This is a genomic window from Cellulomonas sp. SLBN-39 (assembly GCF_006715865.1).
Classification (GTDB): Bacteria; Actinomycetota; Actinomycetes; order Actinomycetales; family Cellulomonadaceae; genus Cellulomonas.
The window spans coordinates 1110908-1132911 of the sequence record NZ_VFOA01000001.1 but is presented as its reverse complement, the minus strand read 5'-3'; the positions used below and the strand labels follow the sequence as shown (position 1 = coordinate 1132911).

At 75.2% G+C, this 22004-nt stretch carries 26 protein-coding genes; 13 read left to right on the top strand and 13 right to left on the bottom strand.

The genetic code is table 11. The features are described from left to right. Positions 1-51 precede the first annotated feature (51 nt). Both FBY24_RS05145 and FBY24_RS05140 read right to left on the bottom strand, forming a co-directional pair. Positions 52-720 (bottom strand): response regulator transcription factor, encoded by a 669-nt coding sequence (locus tag FBY24_RS05145; protein WP_142158654.1) that lies wholly within the window; start codon positions 718-720, stop codon positions 52-54. Continuing rightward, positions 717-1988, bottom strand: coding sequence for a sensor histidine kinase (locus tag FBY24_RS05140; protein WP_142158652.1), 1272 nt, complete (start codon positions 1986-1988; stop codon positions 717-719). Before FBY24_RS05140 ends, FBY24_RS05145 begins: the two co-directional genes overlap by 4 nt. Positions 1989-2129: 141 nt before the next feature. On the opposite strand from FBY24_RS05140, the gene FBY24_RS05135 reads away from it, so the two are divergent. The 7 genes from FBY24_RS05135 to FBY24_RS05105 all read left to right on the top strand — a co-directional run bounded on the left by FBY24_RS05135 (position 2130) and on the right by FBY24_RS05105 (position 8383). Beyond that, positions 2130-2726, top strand: coding sequence for a hypothetical protein (locus tag FBY24_RS05135; protein WP_255432231.1), 597 nt, complete (start codon positions 2130-2132; stop codon positions 2724-2726). 67 nt (positions 2727-2793) lie between these two features. Continuing rightward, entirely contained in the window at positions 2794-3912 is a 1119-nt protein-coding gene (locus tag FBY24_RS05130; protein WP_142158650.1) for a Gfo/Idh/MocA family protein, read from the top strand. Positions 3913-3973: 61 nt separating this feature from the next. Then, on the top strand, positions 3974-4969 hold the full coding sequence (locus FBY24_RS05125; RefSeq protein ID WP_142158648.1) for a TIGR03557 family F420-dependent LLM class oxidoreductase: 996 nt from the start codon (positions 3974-3976) through the stop codon (positions 4967-4969). 16 nt (positions 4970-4985) lie between these two features. Further along, entirely contained in the window at positions 4986-6137 is a 1152-nt protein-coding gene (locus FBY24_RS05120) for a VIT1/CCC1 transporter family protein (protein WP_142158646.1), read from the top strand. Positions 6138-6213: 76 nt separating this feature from the next. Continuing rightward, positions 6214-6618: a hypothetical protein gene (locus FBY24_RS05115; protein WP_142158644.1), complete on the top strand. Its 405-nt coding sequence runs from the start codon at positions 6214-6216 to the stop codon at positions 6616-6618. A gap of 136 nt (positions 6619-6754) precedes the next feature. Next, positions 6755-7660 (top strand): siderophore-interacting protein, encoded by a 906-nt coding sequence (locus tag FBY24_RS05110; protein WP_142163190.1) that lies wholly within the window; start codon positions 6755-6757, stop codon positions 7658-7660. A gap of 150 nt (positions 7661-7810) precedes the next feature. Next, on the top strand, positions 7811-8383 hold the full coding sequence (locus FBY24_RS05105; RefSeq protein ID WP_142158642.1) for a VanZ family protein: 573 nt from the start codon (positions 7811-7813) through the stop codon (positions 8381-8383). A gap of 22 nt (positions 8384-8405) precedes the next feature. Here the strand turns inward: FBY24_RS05105 and FBY24_RS05100 are convergent, their stop codons facing one another. From FBY24_RS05100 to FBY24_RS19750, 5 genes are all read right to left on the bottom strand, one after another. Next, positions 8406-9713 (bottom strand): type II toxin-antitoxin system HipA family toxin, encoded by a 1308-nt coding sequence (locus tag FBY24_RS05100; protein WP_142158640.1) that lies wholly within the window; start codon positions 9711-9713, stop codon positions 8406-8408. Beyond that, positions 9694-10008 carry a helix-turn-helix domain-containing protein gene (locus FBY24_RS05095; RefSeq protein WP_222117204.1) on the bottom strand — a complete coding sequence of 105 codons (315 nt, stop codon included), beginning with the start codon at positions 10006-10008 and terminating at the stop codon, positions 9694-9696. Before FBY24_RS05095 ends, FBY24_RS05100 begins: the two co-directional genes overlap by 20 nt. A gap of 104 nt (positions 10009-10112) precedes the next feature. Next, the gene (locus tag FBY24_RS05090; RefSeq protein ID WP_142158636.1) at positions 10113-10403 is read right to left on the bottom strand and encodes a DUF1905 domain-containing protein; all 291 of its coding nucleotides are present in this window, start codon (positions 10401-10403) and stop codon (positions 10113-10115) included. A gap of 49 nt (positions 10404-10452) precedes the next feature. After that, complete coding sequence (locus tag FBY24_RS05085; RefSeq protein ID WP_160158434.1) at positions 10453-11049, bottom strand: nucleotidyl transferase AbiEii/AbiGii toxin family protein; 597 nt, start codon at positions 11047-11049, stop codon at positions 10453-10455. Then, positions 10947-11183, bottom strand: coding sequence for a hypothetical protein (locus tag FBY24_RS19750; RefSeq protein ID WP_370511022.1), 237 nt, complete (start codon positions 11181-11183; stop codon positions 10947-10949). The genes FBY24_RS05085 and FBY24_RS19750 overlap by 103 nt, the downstream gene beginning before the upstream one ends. Between FBY24_RS19750 and FBY24_RS19380 the strand changes: the two genes are divergently transcribed. Then, a complete protein-coding gene (locus tag FBY24_RS19380; RefSeq protein WP_255432230.1) occupies positions 11100-11345 on the top strand; it encodes a hypothetical protein in 246 nt (81 codons plus the stop codon). The genes FBY24_RS19750 and FBY24_RS19380 overlap by 84 nt on opposite strands. Here the strand turns inward: FBY24_RS19380 and FBY24_RS05075 are convergent. Next, a complete protein-coding gene (locus FBY24_RS05075) occupies positions 11333-11917 on the bottom strand; it encodes a type IV toxin-antitoxin system AbiEi family antitoxin domain-containing protein (protein ID WP_222117203.1) in 585 nt (194 codons plus the stop codon). The genes FBY24_RS19380 and FBY24_RS05075 overlap by 13 nt on opposite strands. Before the next feature lie 182 nt (positions 11918-12099). On the opposite strand from FBY24_RS05075, the gene FBY24_RS05070 reads away from it, so the two are divergent. Beyond that, positions 12100-13836 carry a GMC family oxidoreductase gene (locus FBY24_RS05070; RefSeq protein WP_142158628.1) on the top strand — a complete coding sequence of 579 codons (1737 nt, stop codon included), beginning with the start codon at positions 12100-12102 and terminating at the stop codon, positions 13834-13836. Here FBY24_RS05070 and FBY24_RS05065 read toward each other — a convergent pair. Then, a complete protein-coding gene (locus FBY24_RS05065; protein WP_160158432.1) occupies positions 13805-14410 on the bottom strand; it encodes a TetR/AcrR family transcriptional regulator in 606 nt (201 codons plus the stop codon). The genes FBY24_RS05070 and FBY24_RS05065 overlap by 32 nt on opposite strands. 73 nt (positions 14411-14483) lie before the next feature. Between FBY24_RS05065 and FBY24_RS05060 the strand changes: the two genes are divergently transcribed. Then, positions 14484-15281, top strand: a complete 798-nt coding sequence (locus FBY24_RS05060; protein ID WP_142158624.1) for an SDR family oxidoreductase — start codon at positions 14484-14486, stop codon at positions 15279-15281. A gap of 86 nt (positions 15282-15367) precedes the next feature. Then, the gene (locus FBY24_RS05055; protein WP_255432229.1) at positions 15368-16747 is read left to right on the top strand and encodes a heparan-alpha-glucosaminide N-acetyltransferase domain-containing protein; all 1380 of its coding nucleotides are present in this window, start codon (positions 15368-15370) and stop codon (positions 16745-16747) included. A gap of 11 nt (positions 16748-16758) precedes the next feature. On the opposite strand, the gene FBY24_RS05050 is transcribed toward FBY24_RS05055, so the two are convergent. The 4 genes from FBY24_RS05050 to FBY24_RS05035 all read right to left on the bottom strand — a co-directional run bounded on the left by FBY24_RS05050 (position 16759) and on the right by FBY24_RS05035 (position 19910). Continuing rightward, complete coding sequence (locus tag FBY24_RS05050; protein WP_142158622.1) at positions 16759-17583, bottom strand: ABC transporter permease; 825 nt, start codon at positions 17581-17583, stop codon at positions 16759-16761. Beyond that, complete coding sequence (locus FBY24_RS05045; RefSeq protein ID WP_142158620.1) at positions 17583-18374, bottom strand: ABC transporter ATP-binding protein; 792 nt, start codon at positions 18372-18374, stop codon at positions 17583-17585. The genes FBY24_RS05050 and FBY24_RS05045 overlap by 1 nt, the downstream gene beginning before the upstream one ends. Positions 18375-18465: 91 nt before the next feature. Beyond that, a complete protein-coding gene (locus FBY24_RS05040) occupies positions 18466-19308 on the bottom strand; it encodes a DUF4097 family beta strand repeat-containing protein (protein ID WP_142158618.1) in 843 nt (280 codons plus the stop codon). 74 nt (positions 19309-19382) lie between these two features. Beyond that, positions 19383-19910 (bottom strand): toxin-antitoxin system HicB family antitoxin, encoded by a 528-nt coding sequence (locus tag FBY24_RS05035; protein ID WP_142158616.1) that lies wholly within the window; start codon positions 19908-19910, stop codon positions 19383-19385. A 97-nt stretch (positions 19911-20007) separates the two neighbouring features. Here FBY24_RS05035 and FBY24_RS05030 point away from each other — a divergent pair, with 97 nt between their 5' ends. Together FBY24_RS05030 and FBY24_RS05025 are read left to right on the top strand one after the other, a co-directional pair. After that, a complete protein-coding gene (locus FBY24_RS05030; RefSeq protein ID WP_255432228.1) occupies positions 20008-20706 on the top strand; it encodes an ABC transporter ATP-binding protein in 699 nt (232 codons plus the stop codon). Then, complete coding sequence (locus FBY24_RS05025) at positions 20703-21986, top strand: ABC transporter permease (RefSeq protein WP_142158614.1); 1284 nt, start codon at positions 20703-20705, stop codon at positions 21984-21986. The genes FBY24_RS05030 and FBY24_RS05025 overlap by 4 nt, the downstream gene beginning before the upstream one ends. Positions 21987-22004 lie beyond the last annotated feature (18 nt).

Genomic DNA, 22004 nt, shown 5'->3' with positions numbered 1-22004 from the left:
GGCCCGCCCGCGACAGGCGGCGCCACCCCGGGTCCGGCGGACGGTCCCCGCTCAGGGCAGCAGGTCGCGCGCGAGCACGCCCGCCTGGAGCCGGGACCGCACGCCCAGCTTGGCCAGCACGTGGCTGACGTGCGACTTCACGGTCGTCGGCGAGACGCCGAGGCGGTCGGCCAGCTCCGCGTTCGACAGGCCCTCGCCCAGGCCACCCAGCACGTCCCGCTCCCTGGCGGTGAGCACCGCCAGGCGCGGGTCCTCCTCGGTCACGGCCGCCTGCGCGGCGGGGACGAGGCCGCCGCGTCCCGCGACGGCGTCGAGCAGGCGGCGCGTGACCTCGGGGGCGAGCACCCCTTCGCCGGCGGCGACGCGGCGGACGGCGTCCACGAGCTCGGCCGCACCGACGGACTTCAGCAGGAACCCCGCCGCCCCGGCGCGCACCATGCCGACGACGTACTCGTCGAGGTCGAACGTCGTCAGCGCGACCACGTCGGCGAGGCCCTCGGCGACGATCGTGGCGGTGGCGGTGACGCCGTCGGTGCCGGGCATGCGCACGTCCATGAGCACGACGTCCGGGCGCAGGGCGCGCGCCTGACGGACGGCGACGTCCCCGTCCCCGGCCTCGCCGACCACCTCCAGGACGCCGGACTGCTCCAGCATGAGGCGCAGACCGGCGCGGACGGCGCCGTGGTCGTCCGCGAGCAGCACCCGGACCGGCGCGGTCACGACGGCACCTCACCGGTCGCGGGGGCGGGGTCGAGCGGGAGCCGCGCCCGCACGACCCAGGTGCCCTCCTCGGTGCCGGCGGTGACGCCGCCGCCCAGCACCGCGGCGCGCTCGCGCATCGACGCCAGGCCGGACGCGGACGACGGGAGGTCGCGTGCCGGGTCGCGGCGCCCACCGACCGGCACGGGGACGGCGTTGCGGACCTCCAGGTGCAGCGTGCCGCCGGACGTCCGGGCGGTCAGGACCGGACGACCGGACCCGTGCTTGTGCGCGTTCGTGACGGCCTCCTGGGCGATGCGGTAGGCGGTCTGACCGACGGCGGCCGAGACGGTGGGCAGCGTGGTGCCTCCCAGGTCGACGTCGAGCGCGCCGACCTGGTCCAGGCCGGGCGGAGCCGGCAGGGCGTCGACCCCTGCGCCGGCGCGCAGCACCAGGATCATCGCGCGCATCTCGGTGAGGGCGTCGAGCGCCCCGGCGCGCACGGCCCGGAGCGCGGTCCGGTCCTGCGCAGGGTCCGCGGGGCGGGCCAGGGCCGCCTCCGCGTGGATGGCCACCGCGGCCAGGTGGCCCGCGACGGCGTCGTGCAGGTCGCGCGCCATGCCGGCCCGCTCGTCCTGGACGGCCGTCGCGCGGTCGAGCGCCGCGATCCGGGCGGCGTCGTCGGCGTGCGCACGTGCGAGGTCGGCGCGCTCGCGCTCGAGGTCGGCGCGGCGTGCCTCCGAGCGGGCCAGCTCCGCGGTGCGCCGCACGTCGCCGCCCCACCAGAACGGCGTGAGGAACATCGCGACCAGCACGAGGACGACCTGGACCACGTCCCGTGCCGTCAGGCCCGCGACGACGGCGGCGACGGCCCCGGCCAGCACCCCGGCGCCGACCACGCCCTGCGTGCACCGTCGTGCGCGGGCCGACGCGTGCACGGCCACCGCGAACAGCGCGTCGAACAGCACGAGGTACATCCCGAGCCCGCCGCCGAGCAGGGCGTCGACCACGCCCAGCACCGCCACGGCGACGAGCACGGCGACCGGGCGCCGGCGCTTCGACGCCAGCAGCAGCGTCGCCGCGAGCAGCAGCGCCCCCTGCCAGGCCCGGGGTGCGGGCACGTCGAGCACGGGGCTCGTCGGGCCGACCCCGCCGACGTCGAGCGCGAGCAGCGCCAGCCCGAGCGCGAGCAGCCCGAGCGCGTCCGCCCGGTCGGTGGCGCCCGAGGCGCGCGCCGACCACCACCGGCTCACGGCGAGCGCGGCGCGGCGACCCTGGGCGACGAGCACGGCTCCATGACAGCAGACCCGTGGCCGGGTGCTCTCCTCCGGACGGAGGAGACGTCCTCGTCGGGACGGACCGGTCCGTGACAGGCAGGCCGGTCCGTCCGCCGGACGCGGGCGCCGCGCGGGCTGCGCGACGGTGGCGCCATGACGATGATCGAGTGGGTGCGCGACAACCCGGTGGCCGCGCTCGTGGTGGCCTGCGAGGTCGCCTTCTGGGTGTTCCTGGTCGCGGCGGTGCTCGCGCGGTACGTGCTCGGGCGGCGGCGCCTGTCGACCGTGCTGCTGCTGTGCGAGCCGGCGATCGAGGTGGTGCTGCTCGTCGCCACGGTCGGCGACCTGCTGCGCGGCAGCGAGCCCACGTGGACGCACGGCCTGGCCGCGCTGTACCTCGGGTACACGGTCGCGTTCGGGCGGTGGACGGTCGAGAAGGTCGACGGGTGGGTGGCGTACCGGTTCTTCGACGGGCCCCGCCCGCCGCGCCCGCCCGCGCGCGGCACCGCGCGGCTGCGCCACGAGTGGTGGCTGTGGGGCCGGGTCGTGCTGGCCTGGGCCGTGGCCTGCGGCCTCCTGGGGGTGCTCATGCTGGTCGCGACGGCCCCCGACCAGCGCGAGGTGCTGCTCGGGTGGGCGGGGCGGGCCACGGTCGTCATGGTCGCGTGGGGCGTCCTCGGGCCGCTGTGGCAGCTGGTCGCCGACGGCGGCGCCGGCGACCGGGAGCAGGAGGACGCACCCGTCCGCTGACGGGCCGCGGGGCCGGGTGCGGGCTTAGGGTCGTGGTCCACGCCCCGCTCGACGACGAGGACGGTCGATGCCTGCACCCACCCCGGTCCGGTTCGGTGTCGTCGGCTCCGGCTGGCGCGCGGAGTTCTTCGTCCGGATGGCCCGCCTGATGCCCGAGCGGTTCACGTGCACGGGCGTCGTGACGCGCACCGCCGAGCGCGGCGCCCAGGTCGAGGCCGCGTGGGGCGTGCCGACGGTGCGCACCGTCACCGAGCTCGTCACCGGGGACCTGCCGGGTGCGGGTCGCTCGCCGGACCGCCCCGAGCTGGTCGTGACGGCGACGCCCTGGCCCGTGACGCCCGACGTCGTCCGCGAGCTCGTGGACGCGTCCGTGCCCGTGCTCGCCGAGACCCCGCCCGCGCCCGACGTCGAGGGCCTGCGCGACCTGTGGGCCGACGTCGGGTCGGCGGGGCTCGTGCAGGTCGCCGAGCACTCGCCGTTCATGCCCGCCCACCAGGCGCGTCGTGCGCTCGTCGCCGACGGCGTCATCGGCGAGCCCACCAGCGTGCAGGTCTCCTCCACGCACCTGTACCACGCGGTCGGCCTGGCCCGCCGGCTCCTCGGTGCCGGGCGCGGGCCCGCGACCGTCCACGCGCGCGCGTTCACCGCACCGCTCGTCGACCCCGTGGGCCGCGACGCCCGCACGGGGGCGACCGCCCCGCAGCCGGCCCGCACGATCCTCGCGACGATCGACCTGGGCGACGGGCGGCACGTCCTCTACGACTTCACCGACAACCAGTGGCACAACCCGCTGCGCACCAACCGGATCGTCGTGCGCGGCTCCCACGGCGAGATCGTCGACGACACCGTCACCCGCTGGGTCGACGAGCGCACCTGGCTGACGTCGCCCCTGGTGCGCCGCCAGTCCGGGATCGAGCAGGACCTCGACGGGTTCGACCTCGAGCACGTGTCGTTCGACGGGCGCGTGCTCTACCGCAACCCCTTCGTCGGTGCGCGCCTCGCCGACGACGACCTCGCGGTCGCGCACCTGCTCGACGGCACGGGCGCGTGGGTCCGCGGCGACGCCCCCGCCCCGTACCCGCTGGCCGACGGCTGCCAGGACCACCTGCTCGGCCTGGCCGTCGAGGAGTCGGCGCGCACCGGGGGGCCCGTGACGACCGTCGCGGAGGCGTGGGCGCACGACTGACCGCGGGGCGCGCCCGCCCGTTCGAGATGCCGACGGCCGCCGTCCGGGCCATCGTCGGGGCATGACGCGTTTCGGCTACACCCTGATGACCGAGCAGTCCGGCCCGCGCGAGCTGGTCCGCTACGCGCAGGCCGCCGACCGACTGGGCTTCGACTTCGCCGTCTCCTCCGACCACTACTTCCCGTGGCTCGACGAGCAGGGGCACGCCTCGTACGCGTGGTCGCTGCTGGGCGCCGTCGCGCAGGCCACCGAGCGCCTCGACCTCATGACGTACGTGACCTGCCCGACCGTCCGGTACCACCCCGTCGTCGTCGCGCAGAAGGCCGCGACCCTCGGCCTGCTGTCCGACAACCGCTTCACCCTCGGCCTCGGCTCGGGCGAGAACCTCAACGAGCACGTCGTCGGCGAGCGCTGGCCCGCCGTCGGCGAGCGGCACGACATGCTCGAGGAGTCCCTGGAGATCATCCGCGCGCTGCTCGCCGGCGAGCGCCTGACCTGGCAGGGCGTGCACTTCCGTGTCGACTCCGCCAAGGTCTGGGACCTGCCCGAGGAGCGCGTCGAGATCGGCGTCGCCGTCTCCGGCGGCCAGTCCGTCGAGCGGTTCGCGCCGCTCGCCGACCACCTCGTGGCCGTCCAGCCCGAGGCCGACCTCGTCGAGCAGTGGGACGAGGTCCGCAACGCCGCCGGCGTCGGCGGCCCCCGCTCGCGCAAGGTCGGCCAGATCCCCATCAGCTGGGACCCGGACCGCGAGCGCGCCGTCGCCCGCGCCCACGAGCAGTTCCGCTGGTTCGGCGGCGGCTGGCGCGTCAACGCCGACCTGCCCACCACCGAGGCCTTCGACGCGGCCAGCCAGTTCGTCCGCCCCGAGGACGTCGCGGAGTCCATCCCGTGCGGCCCCGACCTGGACGGCATCGTCGAGGCCGTCAGCGCCTACTGGGAGGCGGGCTTCACCGACGTCGCGCTCGTGCAGGTCGGCGACGAGGGCCAGCAGCGCTTCCTCGACGAGGCCGCGGGCCCCCTGCTCGACAAGCTCCGCGCCGCCGCGCCGTCGGCCTGACGGCCGGGCTGCCTCGATGACCGGACCGAGCCGTGCGGAGCTGCGGCGCTGGCGGCGCAACCTCGCCGACGAGCGCGCCGAGGCCGCCGTCTACCGCGACCTGGCCGCCCGCCGCACCGGCGAGGAGCGGGAGATCCTGCTCGCGCTCGCGGCGGCAGAGGCCCGGCACGAGGCGCACTGGCTCGAGCTGCTCGGCGACGACGTGGGCCGGCCGCTGCGCGCGGGGTGGCGCTCGCGCACGCTCGGGGCGTTCGCGCGCCGGTTCGGCTCGGTGTGGGTGCTCGCCCTCGCGCAGCGGGCCGAGGCCCGCTCGTCGTACGCGACGGACGCCGAGGCGACACCCCGCATGGTCGCCGACGAGCAGATCCACGAGGAGGTCGTGCGCGGCCTGGCCATGCGCGGCCGGCAGCAGATCTCGGGCACGTTCCGGGCCGCGGTGTTCGGCGCCAACGACGGTCTCGTCAGCAACCTCGCGCTGGTGCTGGGCATCGGCGCGTCCGGCGTCGGCACCGGCACGGTGCTGCTCACGGGCCTGGCGGGCCTGCTCGCCGGGGCGCTGTCGATGGGCGCGGGGGAGTACGTCTCGGTGCGCAGCCAGCGCGAGCTGCTCGAGGCGTCCCGCCCCGCGGCGACCGCGGCCGCGGCGCTGGCGCACCTGGACGTCGACGCCAACGAGCTCGCCCTCGTCTACCGGGCCCGCGGCATGCCCGCCCCCGACGCGCAGGCACGCGCGGACGTGGTGCTGACGTCGCTCGCGCAGTGGGAGGCGCAGCAGGGCGTCACGGGGTCGCTGCTGCGCACGTCGACGCCGCTGCCGGGCTCGACCCCGGCGCCGGTCCTCGACCCGGACGCGGCCGTGGCCCCCGTGGTCGACGAGCACGAGTCCGTCGGCACCGCCTGGGGCGCCGCCGGTGCGAGCTTCTGCTTCTTCGCCACGGGTGCCGCGATCCCCGTCGTCCCGTACCTCCTGGGCGCCGAGGGGCTGACCGCGGTGCTGTGGTCCGCGGGCCTCGTCGGCCTCGCGCTGCTCGCGACCGGATCGGTCGTGGGTCTGCTCTCGGGCGCCTCGCCCGTGCGTCGCGCCCTGCGCCAGCTCGCCATCGGCTACGGCGCCGCCGCGGCCACCTACGCCCTCGGCCTCGCCTTCGGCACCGGCGCCGTCGGTTGACCCCGCGCCGGGGCGGGATCCGCTGCGCCGTGAGGCGCGTGGGACCCTGGGGCGGACGTCGATGAAGGGAGCGCCCGTGCCGCGTCCTGCCAGGTCCGTCGTGGCGGTGGCGGCGCTCGCGCTCGCGGGCTGCGCACCCGTCGCCGGTGCCGCGGTGGAGTCGTCGTGCGCGGCACCCCGGGTCACGGCGTCCCCGGAGACGGTTGCTCCCGGCGACAGCCTGACCGTCACAGGCGAGGGCTACGTCACGCAGTGCCTCGACAACCCTGGCATCGCCGACGGCACGCCCGTCCCGCAGCCCACGGACGTCGGCCAAGACCGGGTCACGGTCGTCTGGGTGCAGGGCTCGACCACCGTCGACCTCGCGGTCGCCGACGCCCAGGACGACGGTGCGTTCGAGGTGGTGGTGTCGTCCCCGACGAGGCGTCGGACGGGCCCGCAGCAGTCCGCGTCGAGCCGGCCGAGGACGATGCGACAGTGACGGTCGAGCGCTGAACCAGCACGCTCGTGACGTGAACCAGGTCACCAGGGGTTGCGGCATCAGGTAAGCCTCACCTTATGCTGACGCCGTGACTGCCACCGTCGCCGTCGAGGCCCCCACCACGCTGCCGTTCCGGATGTTCCACGTCCGCGTCGCGGCCATGCGTCAGCTGTGCCCCAGCGTCGTGCGGCTCACCTTCACGGGCGACGACCTGCACCTGTTCGCCGACAACGGGTTCGACCAGCGGATCAAGTTCTTCCTGCCGCTCCAGGACGCGCCCTACACGGACCTTCTCGGCCTGGGTTCGACCGCCGACTGGTACGGCCGCTACCGCGAGCTGCCCGACGACCGCCGACACCCCATCCGCACGTACACCGCCCGTGGCGTCCGGCACGTGGTGCGCGAGCTCGACGTCGACGTCGTCCTGCACGGCGACACCGGCCCGGCCTCCGCGTGGGCGTCCGCGTGCCGCCTCGGCGACGACCTCGTGATCCTCGGCCCGAACGCCGAGTGGGACGGCCCGCACGGCGGCGTCGACTTCGTCCCCCCGGCCCGCACCGACCGCCTCCTCATCGCCGGCGACGAGACCGCCCTCCCGGCGATCTCCGGCATCGTCGAGCGCCTGCCCGCCGACGCCCGCGGCGAGGTCCTCATCGAGATGCCGTCCTCGCTCGACCGCATCGACCTCGGCGCCCCCGCGGGTGTCACGGTCCGCTGGTACGGCCGCGACGGCCGCCCCCACGGCGAGCTCCTCGTGCCCGCCGTCCAGGCCGCCTGCGCGCGCCTCCTGCCCGGCCAGGCCCCGGCGGTCGACGTCGACCTCGAGGACGTCGACGTCGACAACGGCCTGCTGTGGGAGGTCCCGGTGGACTACACCACCCACACCCCGCTGGCCGACGAGGCCCACCTGTACGCCTGGCTCGCCGGCGAGGCCGGCGTCATCAAGACCCTGCGCCGCCACCTCGTCCGCGACTGCGGCGTCGACCGCAAGGCCGTCGCGTTCATGGGCTACTGGCGTCAGGGCCGCTCCGAGGGCAGCTGACGCGGCCGGCCGTCATCCGACGGCCGGACACGGCGGACGGCTCCGTCCGTCCACGGGGCGATGCCCCGACCCGCCGGTCGGTGCGACGGTGGCCTGTCGCCGGATCATGCCGGCGCGCTGCCGCGCCCGCGCCCGAGAGGTCCGTCCCCCGTGTTCCGTCAGGTCCCCGTCCTGCCCGTCGTCGTCCCCCTGGCCGTGCTGGTCGTCGCCGTGGCTCTCGTGCCGCTGGCCCGGCGCGGGCGGCTCACGGCACCGCGCGCCGCGGTCGCGCTGACGCTGGGGGTGTACGCCGCCGGGATCGTGGCGAACACCGTCTTCCCGATCTTCCTGGACAAGCCGGCGCGCCACGGCGGCTGGACGAGCCACCTGGCCCTCGCGCCGCTCGCCGGGTACCAGCTGGACGACGCGCTGATCAACGTCGCGGTGTTCGTGCCGCTGGGGATGCTGGTGCCGCTGCTGACCGCCCGCCCCTCGTGGCGGCGCACGGTGCTGGTCGCTGCGTCCATCAGCCTGGGCATCGAGGCCACCCAGTACGTCACGGCCCACGCGCTGGGCGGCGGGCACATCGCCGACCTGAACGACCTGGTGCTCAACGTCCTCGGCGGCGTGGTCGGGTACGGCGTGCTCGCGGCGCTCGTCCGGGTACCCGGGGCCGCCGCGCTGGTCGACCGGTTCCGCTGGGCAGACGGGCCCCGACCCCTCGCCGCCCCGGCACCGGTCTAGGCCGATCGCGCTCGGGGCTCTCTCAGCTTCCGTGGCTGCTCGTGATCCCGATCCGGACCGTCGGGCCGTCCGGGTGGTCGACGAGGTGCTTGCCGTAGTCGTAGAAGATCGAGCGGTGCAGGAACTGGGTGCCCCAGAGCCGGTCCTGCTGCGCCCGGGTGAGCTCGGCGTGGTCGGCCGCGCGCGGCCACGAGTCGTGCACGGCCTCGACGACCTCGTCGATGACCTCGCGCGCGCGAGGCGTCGAGAGGCCGTACACGTGCGCCGCGCGGGCGAGTCCCGCGAGGTCGGCGCGACGACCTCCGTCGCGGTCGTACGCGAGGGTGAGGCTGGCGCTGTCCCCGGAGCGGCTCGACGGGCTCAGGTCGTACGCGGGGGTCAGGGCGAGGGTGCGGCCGTCCCAGAACGCGGCGTGGTTGCGCAGGTGGTCGTCGGTGTTGGTGATGGCGATGCTGAAGGCGATGCGGCGGAACAGCTGCTCGGCGGCGGACCCGTCGGCGCCGTGGGAGCGCAGGGCGTCGAGGATGTCCGGGTAGGAGCCGTCGGGGACGAGCGTCTCGCCCGCCCCGACCATCGTCATGGCGCTGATCACGATGCGGCGTCCACCGGTCTCGGGGCGGTCGAAGCGGTCCATCACGAGCGCGTACCTGCCCCGGGACCGGACGACCCGGGCAGCAGGGACGTCGATGCCGGCCGCTCCGGCCATGACGATCGCCGCAGCCTCGGCCTGGACCATGGGGAGCACGTCGGTGCTGGAGGCGAACTTCGCGATCAGCTCGCGGCCGCCGTCGCGGAGGTAGGCCTTCGGGCGTGCGCCGCCGATCGCGGTGCCGGACTCCAGGGCGCGTCGCAGGGCGTCGCTGAGCGGTCGCCCCTCCTCCAGCGCGGTTGCCGCGTCGTAGAGCTCGTCGAGCTGCGCGACGTCGTCCCGGGCGACGTACGCCGTGGGTGTCGGCTGGAAGTCGATGCCGCCGATGCGGTTGGACCCCGACTCCAGCATGTACGTCAGCTCGTCCAGCTGGTCGACGTCGGCGTCGCGGCCCCGGTCGCCCGCGATCCGGTCGAGGATCACGCGGCGCCCCCAGGCGTCCGGTGCCGCATCGCGGAGGTTCGGGGCGACGACCCAGTCGTCGGGCGGCTCGATCCAGCCGGGCCGCAGAGGCAGCGTGGGGGTGTACAGGCTGATCGCGTCGGGCCGCTCGAGGTACCGGCGGCCGTACTGGAACACGTAGCGCGTACCGCGGCGCCGGAGCACGCCCGCCGGCACGGGCTCCGTCTGCCCCGGGAGCCACACCCACACGTAGGCGACGTCAGAAGTCGAGGTCGACATCGGCGTCCTCGTCAGCGCGGTGCCGCACGGCGCGGGGCAGCAGGGCGAGGCGTTCCTCGCCGCGACGGCGCATGCGAGCGAGCTCGTCGGGGTCGTCGGTCCCGTACAGCGGGACCCCGGTCGCCGCGGCCGCCATCAGGAGGTTGCCGGCCGAGACCCCGGGGTAGCCGTCCTCGATCCGTGCGAGCGTCGGCGCGGAGACCCCGATCCGGTCGGCCAGCTCCTCGCGCGTCCACTCGCGGGCGATGCGTGCCTGCCGGATCTGCGTACCCAGCAGCCGGAGGGCCTCGACCACGGCCCTGCTCGGCCCGACCCGTTGACGCCCCATCATCCCTCGCCTACATACTTTGCACCTGAGGATCTCTTAGATAAAAAGTATGTCACCGAGGTTGCGGTGCATCAACTGTTTGGGGGGCGCGTCCGGGCGGTGATCGTGACGTGCACGGGGTCGCCGACGTCCTTGCCGAGCTGCTTGCGGACCTTGGCGCTGAGCGACACCATGTGCCCGCCCGTGCCGGTGACCATCGCGCCGACGTTCTCCAGGGTGACGTCGTCCACGGTCGCGTCGACGCGGACGGTCCTGCCCGTCCCGAAGAAGTCCGCGGACCCCGGGATCTCGACGCAGCTCCAGGTCTCGCCCTTGACCTGCACGCCGATGGTCGTCTCGAAGGTCATCTGCTCAGCAGTCATCCCTGCACCGTAGGAGACGGGTGGTGGTGCCGCTGATCGGACGCGCGCGTCAGTGATCGCGCCACAGGTCGTCGTCGGGGCTCCAGCGCGCGTCACTGGGCACCTGGCCGGAGTAGATCGGGTCGACGAACGCGACCACCAGTGCGGCCTGGTCGTCGAGCGCGGGCTCGGTCCTGTCCTCCAGCTGCCACCTCTGCCGCCACGCGCTCCACTTGCGCTGCCCGAGCGCGCCATACCCGATGAGGTGGGGCGCGAGCGGCTCGAGCGTGACGCCGCGGTGCAGTGCCGTCGCGGCCGCTGCGGCCGCGACCTCGCCCGCGGAGAACGGGCGAGCCCGGGCGAGGGGCACCACGTCCATGAGGTCGCGCCAGCGCGTGCTGGAGACCCCCCGTTGCAGCATGGTGACGGTCTTCTCGGCGACGACGGTCGGCAGCGGGTGGGCGCGCACGGTCAGCGCCTGCCCGCCGAGGATCGTCGGCATGTCGACGTTCTCGACGCCCGGGGTGATCGGGTCGCCTGTGGACACGTCGATCTTGAAGGTCTTCACGTCGAACGTGTGCACGTGAGCCGGGACGTGCACGCGGAGGCCCGTGTACTCGTCCTCGTCTCGGATCTGCTCGACCCAGGCGTCCTCGACGTGCAGCACGAGTGCGTCCTCGGCCGGCACGTCGGCGCGACCCGTACGACGGTCAGCAGGTGCGCCTCGTCGAGAGCCTGGTCGACGAGCTGGGCGTCGATGTCACGGGTGGGGCGTCTGAGCCCGTACGCAGCGAGCAGCACGCCGCCCTTCAGCACGAAGTCGTCGCGATGGCGCGTCTGGGTCAGGCGCGCAAGGAACCGCTCAAGTGCGTACAGCGTGACGATCTCGCCGAAAGGGCGCTGCTGCTCGGTGGCCACGCGCTTCAGCGCGGAGTGCGTCTGTCCTGGTCTCATGCGAGGTAGTTCAGCGCCTCTCGTAGTGGCCCCTGCGCACGGGGCAGGGTGCGGGCGATGCTCAGCAGTGCGGCCGGTGCGCTCCCGCGGCGGCGGAGCCAGGTGCGCAGCGCCTCGATCCCTGTCTCGTACCCGACGACGTCGCGCAGCCGGAAGGCATCGACGATCGACCGTTCGGCGGAGTACAGGCCGACGCTCGTGCGCGTTCCGTCGATCTCCAGCGACGTGCGTCCGACGGTGAAGGTCTTGGCGTCGAACAGGTGCCACTGGACCGTGGGAGGGCCTGCGGGGCGGCGCGCACCCCGCGGGAGCGCAAGGTCGATGCGTGCCGGGATGTCGTCGACGAGGCCGTGGTGGACGAGTGCAGACGTCAGGCAGAGCGTCGCGTCCGGGGCTCGGGTCGCGGCGGTGCAGAGGTCGGTGTCGTCGACGTCCGTCTCAGGTCGTTGGTAGAGGCCGCGTCCGAGCCGGACGAGGAGGCCCGCGGTTGCCAGCCGTTGGACGGTGCGTGCGCTGATCCCGGCGGCTGACGCGTCCTCCAGGGTGAAGGGATGCGTGGGTAGCGCTGCGATCCGGTGCACAGACGCGTCCTCTCGTCGCTCCTTGTATGCAGATAAACCTAGCTGTAGACAATAGGCGACACCACGGCGTCCTTGCCAGTGGCGTCCTCCAGCCACAGGTGAGCTGGACGCGACGAGGACGGGCTGCGCCTACGATCGCGGGACCGGCCGGGTGGTCGGCGGCGACGGGGCCGGAGGTGGGCGTGACGAGCGGGCAGGACGCGCGGCCGCACGTGGTGGTGGTCGGGTCGGGGTTCGGCGGGTCGGTCGCGGCGCTGCGCCTGACGGAGAAGGGGTACCGCGTCACGGTCCTGGAGGCCGGGCGCCGGTTCACGGCGCAGACGCTGCCGCGCACGTCGTGGGACGTGCGCCGGTTCCTGTGGGCGCCACGGCTGGGGTGCCGGGGGATCCAGCGGATCCACGTGCTGCCGGACGTCGTGGTGCTCGCCGGTGCGGGCGTCGGCGGCGGGTCGCTGGTGTACGCGAACACGCTGTACGAGCCGCAGGGCGACGCGTTCTTCACCGACCCGCAGTGGGCGGGCGTCACGGACTGGCGTGCGGAGCTCACGCCGGCGTACGACCAGGCACGGCGGATGCTCGGCGTCGTCGAGAACCCCACGACGACGCCCGCGGACGACGTGGTCCGGGCCGTCGCGCGCGACCTCGGCGTCGAGGGGACGTACCGGCGGGCGCCGGTCGGCGTGGTGTTCGGGGCGCCGGGGGAGGCGGTGCCGGACCCGTTCTTCGGCGGCGCGGGGCCGCAGCGGCGCGGGTGCACGCAGTGCGGGGAGTGCATGACCGGGTGCCGGCACGGCGCCAAGAACACCCTGGAGACCAACTACCTGTGGCTCGCCGAGCACGCCGGTGCGCGCATCGTCCCCGACACCACGGTCCGCACCCTGCGCCCGCGCGCGGACGGCCGCTGGGTCGTCGGCACCGTCCCGACCCCGGGGCCGAGGGGGCGGCGCGGGCCGGGCACCACGATCGTGGCCGACCAGGTCGTCGTCGCGGCGGGCGCGTGGGGCACGCAGGCGCTGCTGCACCGGCTCCGCGCCGACGGCACCCTGCCGGGACTGTCCGACCGGCTGGGGCACCTGACCCGCACCAACTCCGAGTCCCTCGGCGGGGCCGTCCGCCGGCTGCGCGGCTGGCGGCGGCACCCGTCCCTGCACCAGGGGGTCGCCATCACCTCCTCGGTCTGGCTCGACGAGCGCACGCACCTCGAGCCGGTGCGCTACGGGCGCGGGTCCAACCTCATGGGCCTGCTCGCCACCCTGCTGACCGAGGGCGGCGGTCGTGTGCCACGGCCCGTGCGCTGGGTGGGCCAGCTGCTGCGGCACCCGCTGCGGGCCGCGTCGGGCCTGGTGGGCATCGGGTCCTGGTCGCAGCGCGGCATGATCGGCCTGGTCATGCAGACCGGCGACGGGTCGCTCACGGTCCGCCCGCGCCGCACCCTGCTCGGCGGGTGGCGGCTCACCTCCGCCCCGGGCGAGGGGGAGCCGAACCCCACCTGGATCCCGCAGGCCGACGCCGCCTACCGGCGGATGGCCGCGCACCTCGACGGCACCGCCATGAGCAGCCTCGGCGACGTCGTCGACGTGCCCATGACCGCGCACTTCCTCGGCGGCTGCGTCCTCGCCGCCACCCCCGACCGCGGCGTCGTCGACCCCTACCACCGAGTGTTCGGGTACCCGGGGCTGCACGTCATGGACGGCTCGACCGTCCCCGCCAACCCCGGCGTCAACCCGTCGCTGACCATCACCGCCCTCGCCGAGCGCGCCTGCGCGCTGTGGCCGAACGCCGGCGAGCCCGACCCGCGCCCCGCGCCCGGGGCCCCCTACCGCCGGGTCGAGCCGGTCGCGCCCCGGCGACCCGCTGTGCCCCGCACCGCGCCCGCGGCGCTGCGACTCACGCCCCAGCGCCCCGCTGCCGGCCCCTGACGGCGGCGACCGCCTGGTCGAACAGCACCGGCGGCGCGGTCGCGCCCCGCTGCCGCAGCCACTCCTCGGTCGAGATCTGCAGGCAGCTGACGGCCGTCGCCGCGACGGCGCGCGCCTCGAAGTCACGGGTCGGCGACGCGGGCATCCGGGCGGCCACCAGGGGGGCCAGGAGGTCCGTCCACCGCGCGCCCTTCTCGGCGAACCCGGCGCGCAGCGCCTCGTGGCCGAACAGCAGGTCGAGCAGCTCGAGCCGGTTCTCGCGGGTGGTGGGGATCTCGTCGAGCACGGCGAACGCGTGCCCGAACGACTCCCACAGGTCCTCGTCGGCGGGGCGCTCGGCGAAGCGGTCGGCGATGGCCTCGCCCTGCTCGGACAGGCTGCTGAGGGCCAGGTCCTCCTTGGTGCGGAAGTAGTTGAACAGGGTCCGGCGTGACACGCCCGCGGCGGCGGCGACGTCCTCGACGGTGGTGCGGTCGTAGCCCCGCTCGGCGAACAGGCGCATGGCGGTCTGGGCGAGGAGCGACCGCACCACGGCGCGGGTCTGCTGGCGGATCGGGGTGGCGCTCGGGGGCATGCGACCACCGTAGATCGATGCTCCGGGTGAAGCAATGTGCACTGCGTGCAACGAGGTGCCTATAGTGCACGGCATGAACGCCATCGACTACACCCGTCAGACCGTCGTCGTCACCGGGGCCAGCGCCGGGCTCGGTGCCGAGTTCGCCCGCGCGCTCGCCGCCCGCGGAGCCGCCCTCGTGCTCGTCGCCCGCCGCGAGGACCGCCTCGCCGCCCTCGCCGACGAGCTCCGCACCCGCCACGGCGTCGCCGTCACGGTCCTCGCCCGCGAGCTCGACCGCCCCGACGCCGGGCGCGCGCTGCGTGCCGAGCTCGAGGCCCGCGGCATCGTCGCCACCGGCCTGGTCAACAACGCCGGGTTCGGCACCCACAACCCCTTCGGCGCCGAGGACCCCGAGCGTCTCCAGCAGCTCCTGGCCCTCAACGTCGCCGCCCTCGTCGACCTCAGCCACGCCTACTTCGACACCTTCGTGCAGCAGGGTGACGGGATCCTGGTCAACGTCGCCAGCCTGCTCGGGTTCGTCCCGACCCCGTACCTCAGCACCTACGGCGCGTCGAAGGCCTTCGTCCTGAGCCTGACGGAGTCGCTCTGGGAAGAGGCGCGCGGCACGGGGCTGCGCGTCCTGGCGATCGCCCCCGGGGCGATGAAGACCGAGTTCTTCGACGTCGCCGGCAGCCAGTCCGCCGACTTCGGCACCCGGCGCATCCTCCCGCAGGACGTGGTGGCCAAGGCCCTCGCCACCCTCGACAAGGGCGCACGCCGCCCCTCGGTCATCACCAACGGCGCCCCGCTCGCCCACGCCGCCCGGTTCCTGCCCCGGCGTGCCGTCGTCCGGCTCATGGGCACCCTCGCCCGCCGGGCAGGAGGGTGACGCCGTGGTCGTCCACCCGGGGGTGGACGACCACTCCTCCTGGTGGGCGAGGTGGCGGCCGGCCCCGTGCCGCTAGCGTCCCGCACGTGACAGCCCTCGCGCCCGGCCTGCCGACCGCCGCCGTCCCGCCCGTGCACCGTCGTCGCGACGGCGTGCGCGACCGCCTCGTGGGCTTCGGCCGCCCGCCGCGCGTCGTCGGCCTCGACGTCGCCCGCGGCCTCGCGGTCATCGGCATGATCGGCGCGCACGTCGGCGACGTGCCCGAGCTGGTCTGGTCCGACCCGAGCACCTGGGGCGGCGTCGTGCACGGACGCTCCTCGCTGCTGTTCGCCGTCGTCGCGGGCGTCTCGCTGGCCCTGCTCACCCGCGGCGTGCGCGACGCCGACGCCGACCGCGTCCGCACCGTCCGGCTCCAGCTCCTCGGCCGCGGAGCCGCGATCTTCGTCATCGGCCTCCTCGTCGAGCTCGTCTCCGGCCCCGTCGCGGTGATCCTCACCCTCTACGGCGTGCTGTTCGTCGCCGCGATCCCGCTCGTCCGCTGGTCGCAGCGGCGCCTGCTGCTCGTCGCCGCGGGCCTCGCGCTGCTCGGGCCCGTGACGCTCGCGCTGGTGCAGTCCGTGGCCCTCGGCTCCGGGCCCGGCACCGACCTCGTCCTCATGGGCGTCTACCCCGCCACCGTGTGGCTCGCGCTCATGATGCTCGGCATGGCCGTCGGCCGGCTCGACCTGCGGTCGTCGCGCGTCGCGGCCGGCCTCGTCGGCGTCGGGGTGGTCCTCGCGGTCGTCGGGTTCGGCGCCGGATCCCTCGCCTCCGGCGTGACCGGTGGCGGCTCGTCGTCCTCGTCCTCCTCCTCCTGGTCCTCGTCCTCCACCTCGACGACGGTGCCCGGCGAGGACGTCGACCTCACCGGCCTCGACTGCGACGTCTGGGAGGACGAGTGGGTCTCCTGCTACCCGCCGGGCGCCATGACGGACGACGGCCTGGTCGACGAGGGTTCGCTCGACGACGAGGGCGAGGACGCCGGACCGGACGTGCCCGCCCTCCTCGCGTCGGCCGCGACCCAGGCCCTGTCCGTGTCCCCGCACAGCGGCGGCACGCCCGAGGTCGTCGGGTCGGCCGGGTTCGCGCTCGCGGTGCTGGGTCTGTGCCTGCTCGTCGGGCGTCCGCTGCGCTGGGTGCTCCTGCCCGTCGCGGCGCTGGGCTCGATGCCGCTGACCGCGTACTCGCTGCACGTCGTGCTCGTGGCCACGCTCGGCGAGACGGCCGTGGCCCAGCGCCCGAACCTGTACTGGCTGCTCATGGCCGGGGCGCTGGCCCTGGCCGCGAGCGTCTGGGCCGTGCTGGTCGGCCGGGGCCCGCTGGAGACCCTGACGGCCCGCGTGTCCGCCGCCGCGGCCGGCGTGAAGGGCGCCCCGGCCCCGGCGCCGGTGCCCGAGGTCGCGCCGGAGCCGGAGCAGACGCCGTAGCGGGCGCTGCGTCAGCGGCGCTCGCGGCGGTACAGCGCGCGCGACCAGGCGTGGCCGAGCACCCCGATGACGACGGTCCACACCACGGCCTGCACGGCGGTCGACGCGCCCGGCGTCGTGCCGGCGAGCAGCGCCCGGACGGTCTCGATGATCGGCGTGAACGGCTGGTGCTCGGCGAACCACCGCACGCCCGTCGGCATGGTCTCGACCGGCACGAAGCCGCTGCCGAGGAACGGCAGCGCCGTCAGCAGCATGGGCGTGTTCGACGCGGTCTCGACCGACGGGGCGGCCAGGCCCAGCGCGACGCAGAGCCAGCTCAGCGCGGCGGTGAGCACGAGCGTCAGGGCGACCAGCCCGACCCAGCCGAGCGGCGTGGGCGTGGGCCGGAACCCGAGCGCGACCGCCACGCCGAGCACCAGCACCGAGGCGACGAGCCCCTGCACGGCGGTGCCGAGCACGGGTCCGCCGAGCACGGAGCCCGGCGAGATCGCCATGGTCTTGAAGCGCGCCATGATCCCGCTGGTGGCGTCCATGGCGGCGGTGATGGCCACGCTCTGCGCGGCCCCGACGACCGCGAACAGCAGGATCGCGGGGGTGATGTAGTCGAGGTACGCGGCCCGCCCGTCCGCGCCGGGGGTGACGCCCGGTGCGACGCCGGCGCCGAACGCGCCGCCGAACACGAAGACGAACAGCAGCAGCAGGGCGATCGGCACCCCGACGGTGAACCCGGTCAGCCCGGGGTAGCGCACCGCGCGCAGCAGGTTGCGCCGCAGCATCGTCAGGGTGTCGGCCAGCGGCCGGGCGCCGGCGGTCGGGGCGGTCGTCAGCGTGGTCATCAGGCCACCTCCGTCGTGGTCGTCGTGGGCTCGGTCAGGCGCAGGAACACGTCGTCGAGGGACCCGGCGTCGTGGGCGTGCTTCAGCTCCTCGGGGGTGCCCTCGGCGACGACCCGCCCGCCGTCGAGCACGGCGACGCGGTCGGCCAGGTGATCGGCCTCCTCGAGGTACTGCGTGGTCAGCAGGATCGTCGTGCCGGCGGCCACGAGGGCCCGCACCTCGTCCCACAGCGCGCGGCGGCTGCGCGGGTCCAGGCCTGTGGTCGGCTCGTCGAGGAACACCACCGCGGGCTCCCCGACGAGCGTCATCGCCAGGTCGAGCTTGCGGCGCATGCCGCCGGACCACGTCGCGACGGGCCTGCGGGCGGCCTCGGCGAGCCCGAACCGGTCGAGCAGCGCGTCGGCGCGGGCGCGCCCCTCGTGACGGCCCAGGTGGTGCAGGGACGCCATGAGGCGCAGGTTCTCCGTGCCCGTGAGCAGGTCGTCGACGGCCGACGCCTGCCCGGTGACGCCGATCGACGCGCGCACCGCCTCCGGTGCCGACGTCACGTCGTGCCCCGCGACGCGGGCCGTGCCGCCGTCGGCGGTCAGGAGCGTCGACAGGATGCCCACCGTGGTGGTCTTGCCGGCGCCGTTGGGGCCGAGCAGCGCGGTGACGGTGCCGGCGCGGACAGCGAGGTCGACGCCGTCGAGCACGGTCTGGTCGCCGTAGGACTTGCGCAGGCCGCGGACGTCCACGGCGAGGTGGTCGGGCGTGGTCGGTGCGGGCGGGGTCGGGCCGGGTCTGGGCATGGCGGAGCTCCTCTCGGTGGTGGTGCTCGGGCGGCGCCGGGCGGGCGCGACGGTGCCGGTGCGGGACGCCCCCGGGCGGGGGCCGTGCAGGTCAGGGGCGGCGGACCACGACGTTGCCGTAGCCGGTGCTGGCACGGATCTCGGCCGTGGCCTCGTCCTCGACGGGCCCCTCGGTGGGCAGGAGCTGGTTGCGCACGGTGCCGTGCTCGGACGACGCGTCGAGCCACGCGGCGGTGCCCTCGGGGACGCCGACGTCGATGGACCCGTACGACGTGGTGAGCGTGGCGCTGCCGGACGCGACCGCGCCGACGCCGATCCCGGCGTGCGCGGCCTTCGCGACGAGGGTGCCCTCGAGCCGGTCGACGGAGACGTCGGCGTGCGCCCCGGCCACCGTCAGCGCGCCGGTGACGGTGCCGACGGTGACGGTGCCGTTGGCGGCGCGGATCGTGCCCTCGCCCGCCACCTCGGCGACCCGCACCGACCCCGCGCTCGCCCGCACGTCCAGCGCGCCGGTGACGCGGCCCAGCACGACCGAGCCGGCCGTGACCTTGAGCGTGACGTCGGCGGCCTCCTCGACGCGGGCGTCGCCGCCGTTGAGGGTGAGCCCGACGGACCCGAACCGTCCCTCGGCGTGCAGCGAGCCGGCCTTGCCGCGCAGGTCGGACCCGGTGGGGACCTCGACGGTCACGACCGCGCCACCTGCGGCGAACGGCAGCACGTACTGCTTCCACGGCGAGGGGTAGACGATGCTGACCGTGCGACCGTCGTGCTCGACGCGCGTCTCCTGCGCGGCGCGCACCGAGCCGGCCTTCCTCGGGTCGGCAGGCAGGACGGTGACGACGACGTCGTCGCGCTCGCCGGCGACCACGTGCAGGTTGCCGAAGGGCACGTCGACGACGACGGGCAGGGGGGCGGGGGCGGGGAACGTGGGCATGACGGCTCCAGGGCGTGGGCGGGACGTGCGGTGGGGTCCGCCGGTGCGGCGGCGGTGTGCTGCGGTGCGCGCGGTCAGCGCACCCAGCCGGTGACGTGGTTCGTGCTGCGCTGCGGTGCGCCGGGCCGGGTCGCCGCGGGGCCGGACGACTGCTCGAGCGCCGCCGCGACGGCGCGCACGAGCCACGTGTTGACCGAGACGCCCTCGTGGGCGGCGGCGGTCTCGACCTGGGTCTTGAGGTGGTCGGGCAGGCGGAGCGTGGTGCGGGTCGTGGCGCCGTCGGCGTCGAGGGCGGGGGCGACCGCCGGAGGCGTCGGGCTCGGCACGGGGCCCGGCGACGGTGTGCCGGCGACGGGGCGGGGCCCGGGCGCGACGACGAACTCGGGCTCGCCGGCGCGCAGCCGCACGTCGACCGACCCGGGGGCGAGCTCGGCGGAGATCTCTCCGGCCGCGGCCGAGAGCGCGTCGAGCAGGACGAGGCGCACGGCGGCGTCGAGCGGTGCCGTCAGGCGCAGCGCGAGCTCACGGGCGTCGTCGCCGCCGGCGTCGGCCGCGGTGGCCAGGCGGTGCTGCAGGTCGTCGACGTAGCGCGTGAGGTCCATGACACCACTCTGACACCATTGTGGTGTCAGGGCAACCCCCGTTTCTCACCCTCCTCATTCATTGCAGTTGCTGCAATTAATGAGGACACTGGCTGCCATGTCTGCTCCAGCATCGCCACCCGTCCTCGAAGCCCGGCACGTCCACCGGTGGTACGGCTCGGGCCCCGGCCGGTTCCACGCCCTCGACGACGTGTCCATGCGCGTCGACGCCGGGGAGTCCGTCGCCGTGGTCGGCAAGTCCGGCTCCGGCAAGTCCACGCTCATGCACCTGCTCGCCCTGCTCGACAGCCCGGACGAGGGAGAGCTGCTCGTCGACGGCGCGCCGACCCGGGCCCTGCGCGCCACGGACGTGCAGCGCCTGCGCAACGAGCGCTTCGGCTTCGTGTTCCAGCAGTTCTTCCTCAACCCCGCGGAGTCCGTGCTCGACAACGTCGTGCTGCCCCTGACGATCGCCGGGGTCCCGGCGGCCCGGCGTCGCCGGCGGGGGATGGAGCTGCTCGAACGGTTCGGCCTCGCGGACAAGGCGGCCAACCGGGCCACCGACCTGTCCGGCGGGCAGAAGCAGCGCGTCGTGCTCAGCCGTGCGCTCGTCGGGCAGCCCTCCGTGGTCTTCGCGGACGAGCCCACCGGGAACCTCGACTCGGCCACGGGTGCGCAGGTCGCGGACGAGCTCTTCGAGCTCCACCGGGACGGGATCACGGTCGTCCTCGTCACCCACGACGAGGAGCTCGCCGCCCGGTGCGACCGGCGGCTGCACGTGCAGGACGGTCGTCTGGTGACGGCGGTGGCCGCATGAGGGCCGCCGACCTCGCCCGCACGGCGTGGCGGAACGTGCGCCGTGCGCGCCTGCGGACGACGCTCACGGTCCTCGCCCTCGTCGTCGGGGCCTTCACGCTGTCCCTGACGACCGCCGTCGGCGCGGGCGTCACGGACTACGTGACCCGCCAGGTGGAGACGCTCGGTGCCGAGGACGTCCTCGTCGTCACCGCGGCCGCCGCCGAGGCGGGCGACGGGCCCGCCCTGCACGACCCCACGCGGTCCACGGCCACGGCGTCCGGCTCGTCCGGCCTCCCGGGGGCGGGCAGCGCCGACCTGCTCACCGACGCGAGCATCGCCCAGCTCGAGGAGGTGGACGGGCTGCGCGACGTCCGGCCCGTGCGCGGCGTCGCCCTCGACCACGTCAGCACCCCCACCTCCGAGCGGTACGTGCTGACGCTCTCCCCGACCGGGGCCGTGGCCCGCGCCGACCTCGAGGCCGGCAGGCAGCTGGCGGACGCGGGAGTCACCGACGGCATCGTCCTGCCCGCGGACTACGTCACCCCCCTCGGGCTCGGCGACGCGACGTCGGCCCTCGGCGAGACCGTCACCCTCACGCTCACCGACCTCACGGGCGTGCAGCACGCGGTCGACGCCGTCGTCGTCGGGGTCTCGCGCCCCGGGCTGCTCAGCTCCGGCGCAGCGGTCGGCGCCGACCTGCTCGACGAGCTCGCGGCCCTGCAGGACGCGGGCGTCGGCTCGCCCGGCCGGTACGTGGCGGCCACGGCCCGTCTCGACGGCACGGCGCAGGACGTCGACGTCGTCAAGCAGCGCGTGGCGGACCTCGGCCTGCAGGGTCAGACCGTCGAGGACCAGCTGGGGCTCATCACCACCGTGATCGCCGGCATCACCGGGGTCCTGGACGCGTTCGCGATGGTCGCGCTTCTCGCGGCGGGCTTCGGGATCGTCAACACGCTGCTCATGAGCGTGCAGGAGCGCACGCGCGAGATCGGCCTGATGAAGGCGCTCGGCATGGCGCCACGACGCATCTTCGCGCTCTTCACGCTGGAGGCCGGGCTCATCGGGCTGCTCGGCGCGGCGCTGGGCGTGGGCCTCGCCGTGCTCGTCGGGAGCGCCGTCAGCGGCGCCCTCGCCGCGGGTCCGCTGGCCGACCTGGCCGGCCTGACGCTGCTGCGGTTCGAGCCCGGCGGCATCCTCGGCGTCCTCGCGCTCATCGTCGTGATCGCGCTGCTCGCCGGTACGCTCCCCGCCAGACGTGCTGCGCGGCAGGACCCCATCACCGCGCTGCGCTACGAATGAGGGGCGGCGAGTGACGCA